Source organism: Enterobacter sp. P82, from assembly GCF_037053385.1.
Classification (GTDB): Bacteria; Pseudomonadota; Gammaproteobacteria; order Enterobacterales; family Enterobacteriaceae; genus Enterobacter.
In genome coordinates, this window is record NZ_JBALHX010000005.1 from 1 (window position 1) to 17,489 (window position 17,489).

Here is a 17,489-nt window from a genome sequence, read left to right on the forward strand (position 1 = left end):
TTTGCCTGGCGGCTTTAGCGCGGTGGTCCCACCTGACCCCATGCCGAACTCAGAAGTGAAACGCCGTAGCGCCGATGGTAGTGTGGGGTCTCCCCATGTGAGAGTAGGGAACTGCCAGGCATCAAATAAGTGAAGAGGCCATCCGGAAGGATGGCCTTTTTGCGTTTCTACGGCGCACAAACAAATCCCCCAACTCCTTGCTTATACGGTAAACTACCTCCGTTTTTGCATCAGGATAGCGTCTATGAACCACTCCCTTAAACCCTGGAATACCTTTGGCATTCAACGGAATGCTAATAACATTGTACGTGCCGATACTGCACAGCAATTGCTGAGTGCATGGCAAAGCGCAACAGAAAACGATGAACCCGTACTGATTCTGGGCGAAGGAAGTAATGTCCTGTTTCTCGAAGATTTTGCCGGAACAGTGATCGTCAACCGCATCATGGGAATTGATGTGGAAGAGCGCGCTGATAGCTGGCATCTGCACGTAGGGGCCGGAGAGAATTGGCATCATCTGGTGCAATTTACCCTTGAGAAGGGGATGCCAGGCCTCGAAAATCTTGCACTGATCCCAGGTTGTGCCGGATCGTCACCCATTCAAAACATCGGTGCCTACGGCATCGAACTGAAACACGTCTGCGAATATGTCGATTGTATTGAACTGGCGACCGGAACGGCTCAGCGCTTGACGGCCGAACAGTGCCGTTTTGGTTACCGCGACAGTATTTTCAAACATGAGTACCAGGATCGCTATGTGATTGTGGCCGTTGGTCTGCGTCTGGCGAAAAACTGGAAACCAGTCCTCACCTATGGTGATTTAACACGTCTTGACCCTGCAACTGCAACCGCACGTGAGGTGTTTGAGTCTGTTTGCCATATGCGAATGACCAAACTTCCCGATCCAAAAGTGAATGGAAATGCCGGGAGTTTCTTCAAAAACCCAGTCATTAGTGGCGAAAATGCAAAAGTATTTCTCGCTGGATGGCCAGCTGCACCACATTATCCGCAAGCTGATGGCAGCGTGAAGCTGGCTGCGGGCTGGCTCATCGATCAGTGCCAGTTAAAAGGTGCCACGAAGGGCGGGGCTGCAGTGCATCGTCAGCAGGCCCTGGTTCTGATTAACCAGGGCAATGCGACCGGCAGCGATGTTGTGCAGCTGGCACACCATGTCCGTCAGTGTGTGGGCGAAAAATTTAATGTCTGGCTGGAGCCAGAAGTTCGCTTCATTGGCCGCACAGGTGAAGTGAATGCCGTGGAGACCATTGCGTGAAGGATAATACCATCCCGTTAACACTGATTGGCATTCTTGCCGACGGTGAGTTTCATTCTGGCGAGCAGTTGGGTGAGCAACTCGGCATGAGCCGTGCCGCCATTAACAAACACATCCAGACCCTCCGTGACTGGGGTGTGGATGTCTTCACGGTTCCCGGAAAAGGGTACAGCCTGCCGGAGCCAATCCAATTGCTGAATGAAGAAGCGATCCGTAACCAGATTGGATATGGCAATGTTGCGGTGCTGCCAGTGATTGATTCGACGAACCAGTATCTTCTGGATCGTCTGCCTGAGCTGAAATCCGGGGATGCCTGTGTTGCGGAGTATCAGCAGGCTGGTCGTGGCCGTCGTGGCCGCAAATGGTTCTCGCCATTTGGCGCCAATCTCTATCTGTCCATGTACTGGCGTCTTGAGCAGGGGCCTGCTGCCGCTATTGGCCTGAGTCTGGTTATTGGCATTGTCATGGCAGAAGTTCTGCACGATCTGGGTGCTGATAAAGTGCGTGTTAAATGGCCTAATGATCTGTATCTGAACGATCGTAAGCTTGCAGGTATCCTGGTCGAACTGACAGGAAAAACAGGCGATGCGGCGCAAATCGTTATTGGTGCAGGCCTCAACATGGTTATGCGCAATGTACAAAATGATGTGGTGAATCAGGCCTGGACTAATCTTCAGGAAGCAGGGATCGTCATCGATCGTAACACCCTCGCCGTGCGTATGATTAAGGAATTGCGCAGCTCACTCATCCTCTTTGAACAGGAGGGGCTGGCACCCTTCCTGTCTCGTTGGGAAAAGCTGGATAACTTTATCAACCGCCCGGTGAAATTACTGATTGGTGATAAAGAGATCTACGGAACATCCCGTGGCATTGACGCACAGGGTGCATTGCTTCTGGAGCAGGATGGTGTGATCAAGCCGTGGGTGGGCGGTGAAATTTCACTGCGAAGTGCTGAACAACCGGAATGAGTTAATTATGCGAAAACCCGTCTGCGCTACGCTGGCTGTGATGATGAGTTTGCTCTTCTCTCCTCTCTCTCAGGCGGGTCAGGCCTGGGAAAGTTATAAGGCACGCTTTTTCAAACCGGAAGGCCGCATTGTCGATACCGGCAATGGTGACGTTTCGCATACGGAAGGTCAGGGTTTCGCCATGCTGATGGCGGTGGCCAACAACGATAAACCCACGTTCGATAAGCTCTGGCAATGGACAGACAGTCAGCTTAAAAACAAAGAGAACGGCCTGTTTTACTGGCGTTATAACCCCGCAGAATCCAACCCGGTTGCCGACAAGAACAACGCCTCAGATGGCGATGTCCTGATTGCCTGGGCACTGTTAAAAGCCGACGCGCGCTGGCATGACAAACGCTACAGCGCTGCATCGGATGCAATTACAAAAGCACTGATTGAGCACAACGTGATCCGCTATGCGGGTTACCGGGTGATGCTACCCGGTGTCCAGGGGTTTAACCTTGATGGTGAAGTGGTACTGAACCCTTCCTATTTCGTGTTTCCGGCATGGCAGGCCTTTGCCGGGCGTAGTCATTTAGCGGTCTGGCGTGAATTGATTAAGGATGGAGAACGCCTGCTGGGGAAAATGGGCTCGGGTAAAGCGAATCTGCCCACTGACTGGGTCTCTCTGGCGTCGGGTGGCAAGCTGGCTCCGGCCAAAGGTTGGGAACCGCGAATGAGCTACGATGCGATTCGTATTCCGCTGTATGTGGCCTGGGTTGATAAGCAAAGCCCACTGCTGACGCCGTGGCGAGCCTGGTTCGGTCAATTTCCCCGGGAACAAACTCCCGCCTGGGTTAACGTCACGACTAACGAGTATGCACCCTACATGATGGAAGGGGGTCTGCTGGCAGTACGTGATTTAACGATGGGACAGTCTTCCACAGAACCCGAAATCACCTCAAAAGATGATTACTATTCAGCAAGCCTGAAAATGCTGGTGTGGATCGCTCAACAATAATCTGAGCATTCCCTCTCCCGACGGGAGAGGGAAGCAATGCCATTTTACTGCGGATAAGGTACCCAATCTCCGCCGTTCAGGCGAACGTAAGGTTTGTTCTGGTACTGAATAACCACTGCGTTGGCGTTCTCAGAGACTTCTGCCGTTTGCGGCAGATTGCTGGTGAGCTGATCCCAGTTCACGCTGTCTTCCACAAATAGCTTCCCGTCAACGGCACGGGCAACCAGCTCGGAAATGGCCAGATAGCTGGTTGGCTGGGTGATCTCAATCGGCGCGCCCTGATGAGGAGCCTTCATACCAAAGAATTTAATACCTGCAGGCACATTGGTAATGGACGGACTTGGGATATCACGCAGACCAGACACCTGCATCCTGTCACCTTTCAACGCGCCACCATGCTCTGGTACCACAACCACCATCACTTTACGGCCTGATTTTTCCAGCTCCGTGAAGAATGCGTCCAGTTCGTCGAAGAACTTCTGCGCACGCACCTTATAGTCCGCTGTTTTGCTCACGCCAGGGAAGTGGTTACCATCGTGAAGCGGCAGGGTGTTAAAGAATGTCGCACTGCGAGGATTATTGTCCTTTTCGATGGTCTGCAGCCAGCGTTGCAGCACGGCAGTGTCGTCATAAACAGGTGAACCGTCGAAGCCCAACAGCGAAACCGGCAGACCCGTTTGATCCATCAGCGGTGCCTGCATACCCCCTTCCTGACGAACCTCTTTCAGGAAATCACCAAACACACCGTTATGACCCAACATCAGATGCTGTGTAAAGCCCAGTTTTGCCAGGTTATCGAACAGATAGCACTGGTTTCCGGCAGGCTGGTACAGGTTTTTATGTGAGGGCTGGCCGCAGCTTGCTCGCAGCAAACGAATTGCCGCCGGGCCACTGTACGAGGTAGCAGAGTTGAAATCTTTAAACTGAATGTCGAAATGTGACCACAGAGGATGCGACATCAAACCTGCTGCATCCACATCTGCCCAGGAGAGTGAACAGATGTTGATCACCAGCAGTTCAAAGGGTTGAGCATCTGCCGGCAGCGCATCCGGGAACTTAGTCTGTCGCTTATCTTCCGCGGTATAGAAGCTGGAAAGCCAGGCGTTCAGGTTAGTGGAGGTCGGTGGTGCGGTCTGGGTGGGGATATCACCCACCACAGGTGTATCGCCCGCGGTCGCAACGGTTGCCGCCGCACTGCCGCCGGTGGTGGTGACAGTTGTGGTCGGTTGACCCGCCGGCCACAGAGAAAAACCGGGACCTGCAAGCGTCAGCACGTTAAGCCAAATCATAATGGCGACGACAAACACCGTGACGCGGACCCACTGCGACAGAAATAGCCAGGCAACCAGCAGCACAAAAACGGCACCAATCATCTGCCAGTTAATAAAGCGCTCAGTGAGGTCAAGGACATAGCTGGCGCTAAACCCGGCAACCTGCGATCCCTGGCTCATAATGCTGTCCGGCCCCGGTAGCCAGGTATCATGCCAGAACAGCGCAAAGCCGACAGGGATGGCCACCCAGTGGCGTAAGCGATGCAGCCTGATATTTGGCAAAGGCATCAGCAGGAAGGCCATAAACACCAGGTTGAGAAGAGGATGGAAATTCAAATAGCCTGCCCAAAGCAGACCAAACTTCACCAGAAAGTAGAAGTTCCAGCCAGAAAGGCCGCGCCAGTATTGCCACAGCGGCGAGGGTGACGAAGCGGTATAGGTAGAATTAGTCATGTTTTCGGTCTGCCTTGACGTGTGATGCCCGTGTCAGTGTTCCGGCTGGTTTTACATAGCGAGGTTTTACAAACAGCACTCTGGCCGTATCACGGATACGGCGTATTGAATGGCGCGCGTAGTAGCCAAGCGGGAAAAAGATCAGCGCACAAAATACGACCAGTTGAATGATATCGCTGATACTCATGATGGTGCGTTCTCCCCATTCTCAGTTAATAAGCGAAGGGGTTCCGGAACCCGACGCCAGACATGTCCATCATATTTGGCATTGAGAATCGGTTTAACCTCACTCTTGATAGCGAGCGGTTTAACCCATTGTTCTGGCTTGAGGGCGCGCATCTGCACCAACTCTGCGCTGATAGAATTATCTTCGAACCAGATCATACGGTTAGAGAAGATATCCCCGGTCGGCAGCGGGAAGATGTGGTTAAGCGCAGTATCGAGATCGTTTACCCGGCAGAAGGATAAAAACAGTACCAGACGATTGTCGCCAATGGTCATGATGTCCCCTGTGCGGTTCGGACGGCATAACGTGAGGGCCTGTTCAACGCGAATACCCGGTACAGGGCGCAGGGCAACCATGACCCCTTTTCCGTCTGCCGGAAGTAGGGTGTTGTTCATCATGTTGCTAACGGCGTCGCAGAAGGTATCCCATTTTTGGTACCCACGCAGTTTCATCGGCTGCGTCATGGAGAGCAATGTGGACACATCTTCCGGGACATGGCGGCTGAACTGCTGGCCCTGAACGCTCTCGATAAGCGTCAGGCAGCGCGACAACGGCGCATTCCATGGAATGACCATATTGGCACCACAGCCCAAAAGCAGACGCTCATCGGTGGCGCGCAGGCTGGTATTTTTTTCGCGCACGATAATTTTTAACGCACTTCCGCGCTGGCGACGTAAGGTGTGGATTTGCCTTGCCAGCGTCTCAATCTGGTTATTCTGCATCAACGAGAAAACAATCGTTGCTGCCTGGGTTGTGCGGGCTTCATGAAAAAGCGCTTCGTTAGATTCAAACAGTGACCAGTTTTCCGACAGTGCAGGTGCTCCTTCTAAAACCGCAATATGGCTCAGAATCCGTTTTTCATCACTGCGCGGTTGCACCACGGTTTCTTCTTGCTTTGCCAGGTGCCACCTACCCTCGATATGTTTAAGGGTCAGTTGTTGTCTGGCGCTCACACCTTTTTCATTGCACCAGAATGCAATGTCGTAGAGATAGCTACCGACCTGATCACGCACACTTGCCAAACCAAACAGGGAGCGATATTCACCCATTAAAAGTGAGAAGAGCTTGTCATTATTACTACCAGGATTGACTATCAATAGCGTGCAATTTTGAAACTTTGTCCATTTATTGATTTTTTCCAGCCAGGTCAGCAGTTTTTCTGCGGGGATATTTTGCAGGACGTTATTCGCACATTTAAGGATCACCAGATGGTGATCCGGATCAATAGAGCACTGAACGTCGCGGGACAAAAAGTATAGACTATCGACTTCCGATGACATGGAAAATAATCGCACAGACTGCGGTCCGCGGTCACTTTCGAGCGAAATAATTTTCTTCGGGTCTTCGCCCATGCTAATGACGGCTACACGGGAATCCTTATCCTGCGCGGCAATTGTCTGGTTTACCAGACTGATAGCATCTTCATTTCGGTCCGTATTAATCCACCAGACTCCTCCGACTGGCATGTGGCTCAATTCGTCCCATAATGACTGGATGCCAATAGAAAATATGGAGTCCACGGTGTCCCTCTTTTCGTCTAATTTATCTGTATCTCAGTTTACTAGCGAAAGCGTAGAAATAAACCTAACATTGAAATTAAAGAACATCAGATTTAGCATGTAAATGAAATTTGATAGGCAGGATGCCTCGCAACTTCTGAACATGCGATTTTACTCAAAGGGATGGAAGAGAATGGATAATAATGAACCCGGTACCCCAGTCGACTCAACCCTGGGTTACACATTCCAGAATGATTTTCTGGCGCTTACGCAGGCTTTTTCTTTACCTGAAATAGATTACACCGATATTTCCCAGCGGGAACAGTTGGCTGCGGCTATTAAACGTTGGCCGTTATTAGCTGAATTTGCCCATCAACAATAAGGGAGCCATTGATGGCCATACTCGGATTACAAGGCATCCGTGGCGGGGTGGGTACCACATCCGTGACTGCGGCGCTGGCGTGGTCATTACAGCTTTTAGGTGAGTCGGTGCTGGTTATTGATGCCTGCGCCGATAATTTGCTGCGTATGTCGTTTAATGTCGACTTTACGCGCGAAGAGGGCTGGGCTCGCGCACTGCTTGATGATAAAGACTGGCGGGATGCGGGTATGCGTTATACCTCCCATCTTGATTTACTGCCTTTTGGTCAATTGACCACTGTGGAACGCGAAAATGAGGCGGCTTATCAGCGTCTGTTTTCGCAATTCACGCTTGCGCTGCAGAGCCTGAAAGAAAAAGGGCACTATAAATGGATCCTGCTGGATCTGCCGCATGGCTCCGGCACGCTGACCCGACAGCTTATCGCGCAGTGCGACTATGTCCTCTCCATCGTGAACGTTGATGCGAATTGCCATATCCGTTTACATCAGCAAGGGCTGCCTCAGAATGGACATATTCTAATTAACGATTTACGCATTGGCAGCCAGATCCAGGACGATCTGTATCAGGTGTGGCTGCAAAGCCAGCGTCGCTTGCTTCCGATTGTCATCCATCGTGATGAGGGAATGGCAGAATGCCTTGCCTCTAAGCAACCGCTCGGAGAATACCGCAGCGATTCACTGGCGGCAGAAGAGATTCTCACACTGGCTAACTGGTGTCTGTTGAACTTCGCCAACGCGGCGGACCCTGCAGGGAGTTCGGTATGAGTCGTCTCGCCAGCTGGTTACTCATCCCGCCGGTCAGTTCGCGTTTGAGCGAACATTACCGGCATTTTCGCCGGCATGGTGCTTCGTCATTTAGTGCCGCGCTCGGTTGTTTCTGGATGATTCTGGCCTGGATGTTCATTCCACTCGAACACCCGCGCTGGCAGCGCATACGTGCGCGGCACAGCGAGTTATATCCGCACATTAACCCGGACCGGCCACGGCCTTTGGATCCGGCGCGATACCTCATTCAGGCCATCTGGCTGGTGGCTACGTCCCCCCGGTCAGAGAAAAAAGTGCCGCACTGGCGCAGCTTCTCTCGCGTTCAGCAGTTACGTGAACGCTACCATCAGTGGCTGGATAAATTGCCCGATAGCGTTACCGATAAGACCAGCCACCTGGATAACCATAAAGAGCTCGGGCATCTCCACCCGGGCTTGCGGCGTTTTATTCTCGGCGTGATCGTCGTCTTCTCGCTCATCCTGGCGCTGGTCTGTATTACGCAACCCTTTAACCCGCTGGCACAGTTCACCTTCCTGATCCTGCTGTGGGGCGTGGCATTGCTGGTTCGCCGTATTCCGGGTCGCTTCTCAGCCCTGATGCTGATTGTATTGTCGTTGACCGTCTCCTGCCGCTACATCTGGTGGCGTTATACCTCAACGTTGAACTGGGACGATCCGGTCAGCCTGGTGTGCGGCCTGGTTCTGCTGTTTGCAGAAACCTACGCGTGGATTGTACTGGTGCTGGGCTATTTCCAGGTGATCTGGCCGCTCAACCGCCAGCCGGTTCCGCTGCCAAAAGATACCGCGCAGTGGCCGTCGGTTGATCTCTTTGTGCCCACCTACAACGAAGATCTGAGCGTGGTGAAAAACACCATTTATGCCGCGCTGGGTATCGACTGGCCAAAAGATAAACTCAAAGTCTGGATCCTCGATGACGGCGATCGCCCGGCGTTTCGTCAGTTTGCGGAAGAGGTGGGAGTCGAGTACATCGCCCGTCCGACTCACGAGCATGCAAAAGCCGGGAACATCAACAACGCGCTGAAGTATGCCACTGGCGAGTTTGTCTCGATCTTTGACTGCGACCACGTACCGACGCGCTCGTTCTTGCAGATGACCATGGGCTGGTTCCTGAAAGAGAAAGAGCTGGCGATGATGCAGACGCCGCACCACTTCTTCTCGCCGGATCCGTTTGAACGTAACCTTGGCCGTTTCCGTAAAACTCCGAACGAAGGCACGCTGTTCTATGGCCTGGTGCAGGACGGGAACGACATGTGGGATGCCACCTTCTTCTGCGGCTCCTGTGCGGTTATCCGCCGCAAACCGCTGGATGAAATTGGGGGTATTGCGGTCGAAACGGTCACCGAAGATGCGCATACCTCGCTGCGTCTGCATCGTCGTGGTTATACCTCTGCCTATATGCGTATTCCCCAGGCCGCCGGTCTGGCAACGGAGTCACTGTCGGCGCACATTGGCCAGCGTATTCGCTGGGCACGCGGCATGGTGCAGATTTTCCGTCTCGATAACCCCCTGATTGGGAAAGGGCTCAAGCTGGCGCAGCGTCTTTGCTACGTCAACGCCATGTTCCACTTCTTGTCCGGTATCCCGCGGCTGATCTTCCTGACTGCGCCACTGGCCTTCCTGCTTCTTCACGCTTATATCATCTACGCCCCCGCGCTGATGATTGCGCTGTTTGTTTTGCCGCACATGATCCACGCGAGCCTGACGAACTCGAAGATTCAGGGTAAATACCGCCATTCATTCTGGAGTGAAATCTACGAAACGGTACTGGCCTGGTATATCGCCCCACCAACGATGGTGGCGCTGATTAACCCGCACAAAGGTAAATTTAACGTCACCGCGAAGGGGGGGCTGGTGGAAGAGGAATACGTCGACTGGGTGATCTCCCGTCCGTATATCTTCCTGGTATTGCTGAACATTGTTGGCGTTATCGCGGGTATCTGGCGTTACTTCTATGGCCCGGAAAACGAGATCCTGACCGTGTTTGTGAGTATGGCATGGGTGTTCTACAACCTGATTATCCTCGGTGGCGCAGTTGCCGTGTCGGTAGAGAGCAAGCAGGTACGTCGTGCGCATCGTGTTGAAATCTGTATGCCTGCAGCGCTTGCCCGTGAAGATGGACATCTCTTCTCCTGTACCGTGCACGACTTCTCTGACGGTGGTCTTGGGATCAAAATCAACGGTCAGGCGAAAGTGCTGGAAGGGCAAAAAGTTAACCTGCTGCTTAAACGTGGTCAGCAGGAGTATGTCTTCCCGACGCAAGTTGTTCGTGTGGCCGGGGATGAAGTCGGTCTGCAGCTGATGCCGTTGACCAAAAAGCAGCATATTGATTTTGTGCAGTGTACGTTTGCCCGCGCGGATACGTGGGCTCTCTGGCAGGACAGCTTCCCGGAAGATAAACCTCTGGAAAGCCTGCTGGATATTCTGAAGCTGGGGTTCCGTGGCTATCGTCACCTTGCAGAATTTGCCCCGTCGTCGGTGAAAATAATTTTCCGGTCACTTACTTCGCTGGTTTCCTGGGTCGTGTCGTTCATTCCTCGTCGTCCTGAGCGGGATGAGGCGAAGCAGGCGGACCCGGTTATGGCTCAACAATGATGATAACGCGATGAAAACAAAACTTTCCTGGTTATGTGCAGTGGCAATGGGGATGAGTGCAATCCCCGCAACAATGGCTAATGCAGCACCTGATAACGCAGCGGCAACGCCTGCGCCAACGGTGCCTGTAGTCGCGCAAGCAACCGATGCGGTTGTCACTGCGGCACCCGGTCAAACAGAAAACATCACTCCGAACCAGCCAACGGAGGGGAACACCCTGCCGGCAGACAACCAGGTCATTGGGAAGGTGATGCCGGGCGTCCGGGGCGCAAATGCGCCCGTTGTCGCGGACAATGCCCCGTCACGGGATGTGAAGCTGACCTTTGCGCAAATTGCGCCCCCTCCGGGAAGTATGGTGCTGCGCGGCATCAACCCTAACGGCGGTATTGAGTTTGGTATGCGCAGCGATGAGGTTATCTCTAATGCGGTGCTGAACCTTGAATACACCCCATCTCCGTCGCTGTTACCCGTGCAGTCTCAGCTGAAGGTTTACCTGAATGACGAGCTGATGGACGTTCTGCCCGTTACGAAGGAGCAACTGGGTAAAAAAACACAGGCTCAGGTGCCGATCAACCCGCTGTTTATCACCGACTTTAACCGTATCCGTCTGGAGTTTGTCGGCCACTACCGTGATGTCTGTGAAAACCCGGCCAGCAACACACTGTGGATGGATGTCGGGCGCAACTCCTCGCTGCAGATGACCTACCAGTCACTGGCGCTGAAAAACGATCTCTCAGCGTTCCCCATTCCGTTCTTTGATCCGCGTGACAACCGTTCGCTAACCCTGCCGATGGTCTTCGCCTCGTCCCCGGATGTGACTGAGCAACTCGCGGCCACGATTGTGGCATCCTGGTTTGGTTCGCGTTCCGGCTGGCGCGGCCAGAGCTTCCCGGTGATGTACGATAAAATGCCGGACAGAAACGCGATCGTCTTTGCGACCAATGCCAAACGACCAGCCTTCCTTCGCGATCATCCAGACGTCAAAGCGCCAACCATTGAAATGGTAAGCCACCCGGATAACCCGTACGTGAAGCTGCTGGTGGTCTTTGGTCGTGATGATAAAGATCTGGTGCAGGCCGCAAAAGCGATTGCTCAGGGCAATGTCCTGTTCCGCGGTAACAGTGTCGTTGTGGATGAAGTTAAGCCACTGCTGGCGCGTAAACCTTACGATGCGCCAAACTGGGTACGTACTGACCGTGCAGTGACATTTGGTGAACTGAAAACGTACGAAGAGCAGTTGCAGGCGACCGGGCTTGAGCCTGCACCAATTAGCCTGTCACTGAATCTGCCGCCGGATCTGTACCTGCTGCGTACCAACGGGATTGATATCAATCTGAACTACCGTTACACCTCGCCGGTAACGAAAGACAGCTCGCGCATGGATATCAGCCTGAACAACCAGTTCCTGCAATCTTTCAGCCTGCAAAGCACGCAGGATACTAGCCGACTGATGCTTCGCCTGCCAGTGTTGCAGGGGCTGCTGGACGGGAAAACGGATGTCTCTATCCCGGCGCTGAAGCTGGGTGCGGTGAACCAGTTACGCTTTGATTTCCAGTACATGAACCCGATGCCTGGCGGTTCGATAGATAACTGCGTGACCTTCCAGCCTGTACAGAACCACGTTGTGATTGGCGATGAGTCGACCATCGACTTCTCGAAGTACTATCACTTCCTGGCGATGCCAGATCTGCGTGCATTTGCTAATGCGGGCTTCCCGTTCAGCCGTATGGCCGATCTCTCTGAGTCCATTGTCGTTATGCCAAAAGCGCCAAATGAAGGGCAGGTGACAACGCTGCTGGATACCATGGCGACCGTAGGAGCACAGACAGGATTACCGGCAATTAACGTCACGTTGACTGATGATGGTAGCCAGATCCAGAACAAAGATGCTGACATCATGGTGATCGGTACCATCCCGGATAAGCTGAAGGATGACAAACGTATCGATCTGCTGGTGAAAGCGGCTCAGTCATGGGTTAACACCCCGATGCGCCAGACCGAGTTCCCGAGCATTATGCCGGATGTTAACGATCGCCAGGCCAGCGTGCAGACGACCGTAACGTCTCAGGGAGCCATGGCCGCAGTGGTGGGCTTCCAGTCACCTTACAACGAGCAACGTAGCGTTGTGGCTCTTCTTGCGGACAGCCCGCGCGGGTATGAACTGCTCAACACCGCGATGAACGACAGCGGTAAACGTGCCGCGATGTTTGGTTCGGTGTCGGTGATCCGTGAGTCTGGCGTCAACAGCCTGCGCGTGGGTGATGTGTATTACGTCGGTCATCTGCCATGGTTCGAACGTCTGTGGTATGCGCTGGCTAACCATCCGGTTCTGCTCGCCATCCTGGCTGCGGTCAGTGTGGTTCTGCTGGCGTGGGTGCTGTGGCGTCTGCTGCGTATCATCAGTCGTCGTCGCCTTAATCCGGATGAGTAAGATGTGATGAAAGCCTTTCGCTGGTGTGCATTAGCAGCGTTGATGCTGGCGGCACTTCCCCTTCGCGCCGCCTGTACCTGGCCTGCCTGGGAGCAGTTTAAAAAGGATTACATCAGTGAGAGCGGGCGTGTCATTGATCCCAGTGACACGCGCAAAATTACGACGTCAGAAGGGCAAAGCTACGCCTTGTTCTTTGCCCTGGCCGCGAACGATCGCAAAGCGTTTGACCAGTTGCTGACGTGGACGCGCGATAACCTTGCCAGTGGCAATCTCAGTGACCACCTGCCGGCCTGGCTATGGGGACAGAAAGACAAAGAAAACTGGGCGGTTATTGATACCAATTCCGCCTCAGATGCCGATGTCTGGATCGCATGGTCGCTGCTTGAGGCGGGTCGGTTGTGGAAGCATCCGGAGTATACCCGTACGGGTAAGGCACTGCTGAAACGCATTGTCAGCGAGGAAGTGGTAAAAGTGCCCGGTCTCGGCGCGATGCTGCTTCCCGGCAAAGTGGGTTTTGCCGAAGAGAAAAGCTGGCGCTTCAACCCCAGTTATTTACCTCCGCAGTTAGCGAGCTATTTCACGCGCTTCGGTGCTCCGTGGACGACCCTTCGTGAAACCAATCTCCGTTTGCTGCTGGAGAGTGCGCCGAAAGGTTTTTCGCCGGACTGGGTGCAGTATCAGAAAAACAAAGGCTGGCGGTTACAACAGGATAAGACGCTGGTAGGGGGCTACGACGCCATTCGCGTCTACCTCTGGGTGGGGATGATGAGTGATAACGATCCCCAGAAAGCCCGGCTACTGACGCGCTTCCAGCCGATGGCGGCAATGACAATGAAACACGGTGTGCCGCCGGAGAAAATGGATGTGGCGAGTGGAAAACGCACGGGTAAGGGCCCGGTCGGTTTCTCTGCCGCGATGCTACCTTTTTTACAACAACGTGATGCCCAGGCGGTTCAGCGCCAGCGCGTTGCAGACCATTTTCCCGATAATAATGCCTATTACAGTTACGTACTGACTCTCTTTGGGCAAGGATGGGATCAGCATCGTTTTCGCTTCACCGCTAAAGGTGAATTAATACCGGATTGGGGCCAGGAATGCGCAAGTTCACAGTAAGTCTACTCAGTTTATCGCTTGGCCTGGCATTGATGCCGTTGGCTCAGGCCGCTAACTCTCCCCAGCAGAGACAACTGCTGGAACAGGTTCGGCTGGGTGAATCAACTCAGCGTGAGGATTTGGTTCGACAGTCACTTTATCGTCTTGAGTTGATTGACCCGAACAACCCTGACGTCATCGCCGCACGCTTTCGTTACCTGCTTCGTCAGGGTGATACCGGTGGTGCGCAAAAAGAGCTGGATCGACTGAAAGGGATCGCGCCGGGCTCCAGTGTGTATCAGTCATCACGTAATACGATGTTGCTCTCCACCCCTGATGGTCGCCAGCAGCTACAGCAGGCCAGATTGCTTGCTACGACGGGGCACACTCAGGAGGCGATTGCCGCCTATGACAAGCTGTTTGGCGGCAACCCACCGAGTGGCGACCTTGCGACGGAATACTGGAATGTCGTGGCGAAAGATCCTGCCCGCCGCAATGCAGCGATTAACCAGCTCAAGAAAATAAATACCAGTAACCCCGGAAATACACAGCTGCAGGCAACGCTGTCTCAACTTCTGTTCCAGAGTGGACGGCGCGATGAAGGCTTTGCGGTGTTGCAGGAGATGGCTAAATCTACCAATGGCCGCAATCAGGCGTCAGATTTGTGGTATGAGCAGATAAAAGGCCAGCCTGCCAGCAGCGCCAGCGTCAGCGCGTTGCAAAAATATCTGAGCGTGTTCAGCGACGGTGATAATGTCGCGGCGGCACGCTCACAGCTTGAAGCACAACAAAAACAGCTTGCTGACCCGGCGTTCCGTGCGAAAGCGGAAGGACTGGCCGCAGTGGATGCCGGACAGGGTGGTAAGGCGGTAGCTGAACTGCAAAAAGCCGTCAGCGCCAACCATGCCGACAGTGAGGCAGTGGGGGCCCTGGGGCAGGCTTATTCCCAGAAAGGCGATCGCGCCCGCGCAGTGGCACAGTTCGAAAAGGCGATTGCCCTCGATCCCCAGAGTGATAACCGGGGCAAATGGGACAGTTTGCTGAAAGTTAACCGTTACTGGCTGCTGATCCAGCAAGGGGATGCGGCGCTGAAGGCGAATAACCCAGCGCAGGCAGAGCGTTACTATCAGCAGGCACGCAATATAGACAATACCGACAGTTATGCTGTGCTGGGGCTGGGGGATGTCGCGGCAGCGCGTAAAGATAACGACGCGGCAGAACGTTATTATCGCCAGGCGTTGCGTATGGACAGCGGCAACAGCAATGCGGTTCGTGGTCTTGCCAATATTTACCGCGCGCAGTCTCCTGAGAAAGCTTCACAGTTTATCCAGTCGCTGTCTGCCAGCCAGCGCCGGAGCATTGATGATATTGAACGTAGTCTGACCAACGAGCAGCTTTCAGCCCAGGCAGAACAGCTGGAGAATCAGGGTAAATACGCTCAGGCAGCAGAAATTCAGCGTCGCCGTCTGGCACTCTCTCCTGGCGACGTGTGGATAACATACCGACTGTCGCGCGATCTCTACAGCGCGGGCCAGCGTAGCCAGGCGGATACCCTGATGCGTCAGCTTGCCAGCCAGAAACCGTCTGACCCGGATCAGGTGTATGCCACCGGGCTGTATCTTTCCGGAAACGATCAGGACCGGGCTGCCCTGGCGCATCTGGACACGCTTCCGCGTAACCAGTGGAATAGCAACATTCAGGAGCTGGCCGACCGCCTGCAAAGCAACCAGGTGCTGGAAACCGCCAACCGTCTGCGCGACAGCGGCAAAGAGCAGGAGGCAGAAAATCTCCTCCGCCAGCAACCGACCTCCACCCGAATTGACTTAACTCTGGCAGACTGGGCACAACAGCGCGGCGATCTTAATGAGGCAAAAGCGGCTTACAGTGCCGTGTTGCAGCGTGAGCCGCAGAACGAAGATGCGATCCTCGGTCTGACTGAAATTTACAGTGCGCAAGGTGACAAGGATGCCGCGCGCGCCGAACTGGCAAAATTGCCGGCCGCGCAAAATGGTCAGCCGTTGTCGCTCAATATGCAACGCCGGATTGCGATGGCGCAGGCCGGTCTGGGTGATTCCGCTGCCGCAGAACAAACATTCAACAAAATCATCCCGCAGGCCAAATCGCAACCCGGCTCCATGGAAAACGCGCTGGTATTACGTGATGCTGCGCGTTTCCAGGCACAAAACGGCCAACCTCAGCAGGCGCTGGATACCTATAAAGATGCGATGGTCTCGTCTGGCATCACGACGACGCGCCCGACCGACAACGACAGCTTCACCCGTTTGATGCGTAATGATGAAAAAGATGACTGGCTGAAGCGCGGCGTGCGTAGTGATGCCGGTGATTTGTACCGCCAGCAGGATGTTAACGTCACGCTGCAACATGATTACTGGGGCTCCAGCGGTACGGGCGGTTATTCTGATCTAAAAGCGCACACCACCATGCTGCAGGTTGATGCCCCGCTCTCTGATGGACGTATGTTCTTCCGCAGCGATCTGGTCAATATGGATGCCGGATCGTTTGAGACGAAGGACGGGAAGTACGATCCGACCTGGGGTACCTGTTCAGCGACACCGTGTAGCGGCAACACCCATCAGTCAGACAATGGTGCGAGCGTCGCCGTTGGCTGGCAGAATAAAACCTGGGCGATGGATATTGGTACCACGCCAATGGGCTTTGATGTCGTCGACGTGGTCGGCGGTATCAGTTACAGCAGCGATCTGGGGCCAATCGGCTATACCGTTAACGCCCACCGCCGACCAATATCCAGTTCTCTGCTGGCCTTCGCCGGGCAAAAAGACACCAATACCGGCACCACCTGGGGTGGCGTGCGTGCTACGGGTGGTGGTGTGAGTGTCAGCTATGACAAAGGCGAGGCGAACGGTGTCTGGTCGAGCCTGAATGCAGAAACGCTGACGGGTAAAAATGTGGAAGATAACTGGCGCGTCCGCTGGATGACGGGTTACTACTACAAGCTGATTAATAAAAACAATGAGCGCCTGACGGTCGGCGTCTCCAACATGTTGTGGCACTACGACAAAGATCTGAGTGGGTATTCTTTGGGTCAGGGCGGCTACTACAGCCCGCAGGAGTATGTCTCCTTCGCCTTGCCAGTGACCTGGCGTAAACGCACGGAAAACTGGTCCTGGGAGTTGGGTGGCTCGGTATCCTGGTCTCATTCAAAAACCAAAGACGAGTTGCGCTACCCGATCCAGAGTCTGATCCCGACCGATGAGCCAGGCCGCTATACTGACCGGGGCGCGATGGAAACCGGCAGCAGCTCCTCAGGCACAGGTTATACCGCGCGGGCTATTATCGAACGTCGTGTAACGTCCAACTGGTTTGTGGGCATGGGAGTGGATATTCAGGAAGCGAAAGACTATACCCCAAGCCATGCGTTGCTGTATGTACGCTACTCTGCTGCAGGCTGGCAGGGCGATATGGATTTACCGCCGCAGCCGCTCATCCCTTACGCGGACTGGTAATCGGATTTTCCTTAATCCATTTGTAAGTCTCTC

General features: G+C 54.0%; 12 protein-coding genes and 1 rRNA gene. 10 read left to right on the top strand and 3 right to left on the bottom strand.

Annotated elements, in window-relative coordinates:
- Positions 1-4 precede the first annotated feature (4 nt).
- The 4 genes from rrf (at position 5) to WB237_RS18870 (ending at position 3,241) form a co-directional block, all read left to right on the top strand.
- A 5S ribosomal RNA gene (gene rrf / locus WB237_RS18855) occupies positions 5-120 on the top strand.
- A 124-nt stretch (positions 121-244) separates the two neighbouring features.
- Positions 245-1,273, top strand: a complete 1,029-nt coding sequence (murB, locus tag WB237_RS18860) for a UDP-N-acetylmuramate dehydrogenase (protein ID WP_336215364.1) — start codon at positions 245-247, stop codon at positions 1,271-1,273.
- Entirely contained in the window at positions 1,270-2,241 is a 972-nt protein-coding gene (gene birA, locus WB237_RS18865; RefSeq protein ID WP_108091158.1) for a bifunctional biotin--[acetyl-CoA-carboxylase] ligase/biotin operon repressor BirA, read from the top strand. The genes murB and birA overlap by 4 nt, the downstream gene beginning before the upstream one ends.
- Before the next feature lie 7 nt (positions 2,242-2,248).
- A complete protein-coding gene (locus WB237_RS18870) occupies positions 2,249-3,241 on the top strand; it encodes a glycosyl hydrolase family 8 (protein WP_336215368.1) in 993 nt (330 codons plus the stop codon).
- A gap of 44 nt (positions 3,242-3,285) precedes the next feature.
- Here WB237_RS18870 and bcsG read toward each other — a convergent pair whose 3' ends face one another.
- Genes bcsG through bcsE form a run of 3 tightly spaced genes read right to left on the bottom strand, consistent with a single transcriptional unit; the run spans position 3,286 to position 6,711 of the window.
- The gene (gene bcsG, locus WB237_RS18875) at positions 3,286-4,965 is read right to left on the bottom strand and encodes a cellulose biosynthesis protein BcsG (protein WP_114980145.1); all 1,680 of its coding nucleotides are present in this window, start codon (positions 4,963-4,965) and stop codon (positions 3,286-3,288) included.
- Positions 4,958-5,155, bottom strand: a complete 198-nt coding sequence (gene bcsF, locus WB237_RS18880; RefSeq protein WP_114980146.1) for a cellulose biosynthesis protein BcsF — start codon at positions 5,153-5,155, stop codon at positions 4,958-4,960. Before bcsF ends, bcsG begins: the two co-directional genes overlap by 8 nt.
- On the bottom strand, positions 5,149-6,711 hold the full coding sequence (gene bcsE / locus WB237_RS18885) for a cellulose biosynthesis c-di-GMP-binding protein BcsE (protein ID WP_336215372.1): 1,563 nt from the start codon (positions 6,709-6,711) through the stop codon (positions 5,149-5,151). Before bcsE ends, bcsF begins: the two co-directional genes overlap by 7 nt.
- A 172-nt stretch (positions 6,712-6,883) precedes the next feature.
- Between bcsE and bcsR the strand changes: the two genes are divergently transcribed.
- From bcsR to bcsC, 6 genes are read left to right on the top strand one after another with little or no spacing between them, the layout of a single operon-like run.
- Complete coding sequence (gene bcsR / locus WB237_RS18890; protein WP_008503237.1) at positions 6,884-7,072, top strand: cellulose biosynthesis protein BcsR; 189 nt, start codon at positions 6,884-6,886, stop codon at positions 7,070-7,072.
- Between the two features lie 11 nt (positions 7,073-7,083).
- Positions 7,084-7,836 carry a cellulose biosynthesis protein BcsQ gene (gene bcsQ / locus WB237_RS18895; protein WP_336215376.1) on the top strand — a complete coding sequence of 251 codons (753 nt, stop codon included), beginning with the start codon at positions 7,084-7,086 and terminating at the stop codon, positions 7,834-7,836.
- On the top strand, positions 7,833-10,448 hold the full coding sequence (gene bcsA / locus WB237_RS18900; protein WP_336215378.1) for a UDP-forming cellulose synthase catalytic subunit: 2,616 nt from the start codon (positions 7,833-7,835) through the stop codon (positions 10,446-10,448). The genes bcsQ and bcsA overlap by 4 nt, the downstream gene beginning before the upstream one ends.
- Before the next feature lie 10 nt (positions 10,449-10,458).
- The gene (gene bcsB, locus WB237_RS18905) at positions 10,459-12,879 is read left to right on the top strand and encodes a cellulose biosynthesis cyclic di-GMP-binding regulatory protein BcsB (protein WP_336215381.1); all 2,421 of its coding nucleotides are present in this window, start codon (positions 10,459-10,461) and stop codon (positions 12,877-12,879) included.
- A gap of 6 nt (positions 12,880-12,885) precedes the next feature.
- Positions 12,886-13,992 (top strand): cellulose synthase complex periplasmic endoglucanase BcsZ, encoded by a 1,107-nt coding sequence (gene bcsZ, locus WB237_RS18910; protein ID WP_316942664.1) that lies wholly within the window; start codon positions 12,886-12,888, stop codon positions 13,990-13,992.
- Positions 13,974-17,456 (top strand): cellulose synthase complex outer membrane protein BcsC, encoded by a 3,483-nt coding sequence (gene bcsC, locus WB237_RS18915; protein ID WP_336215383.1) that lies wholly within the window; start codon positions 13,974-13,976, stop codon positions 17,454-17,456. Before bcsZ ends, bcsC begins: the two co-directional genes overlap by 19 nt.
- Positions 17,457-17,489 lie beyond the last annotated feature (33 nt).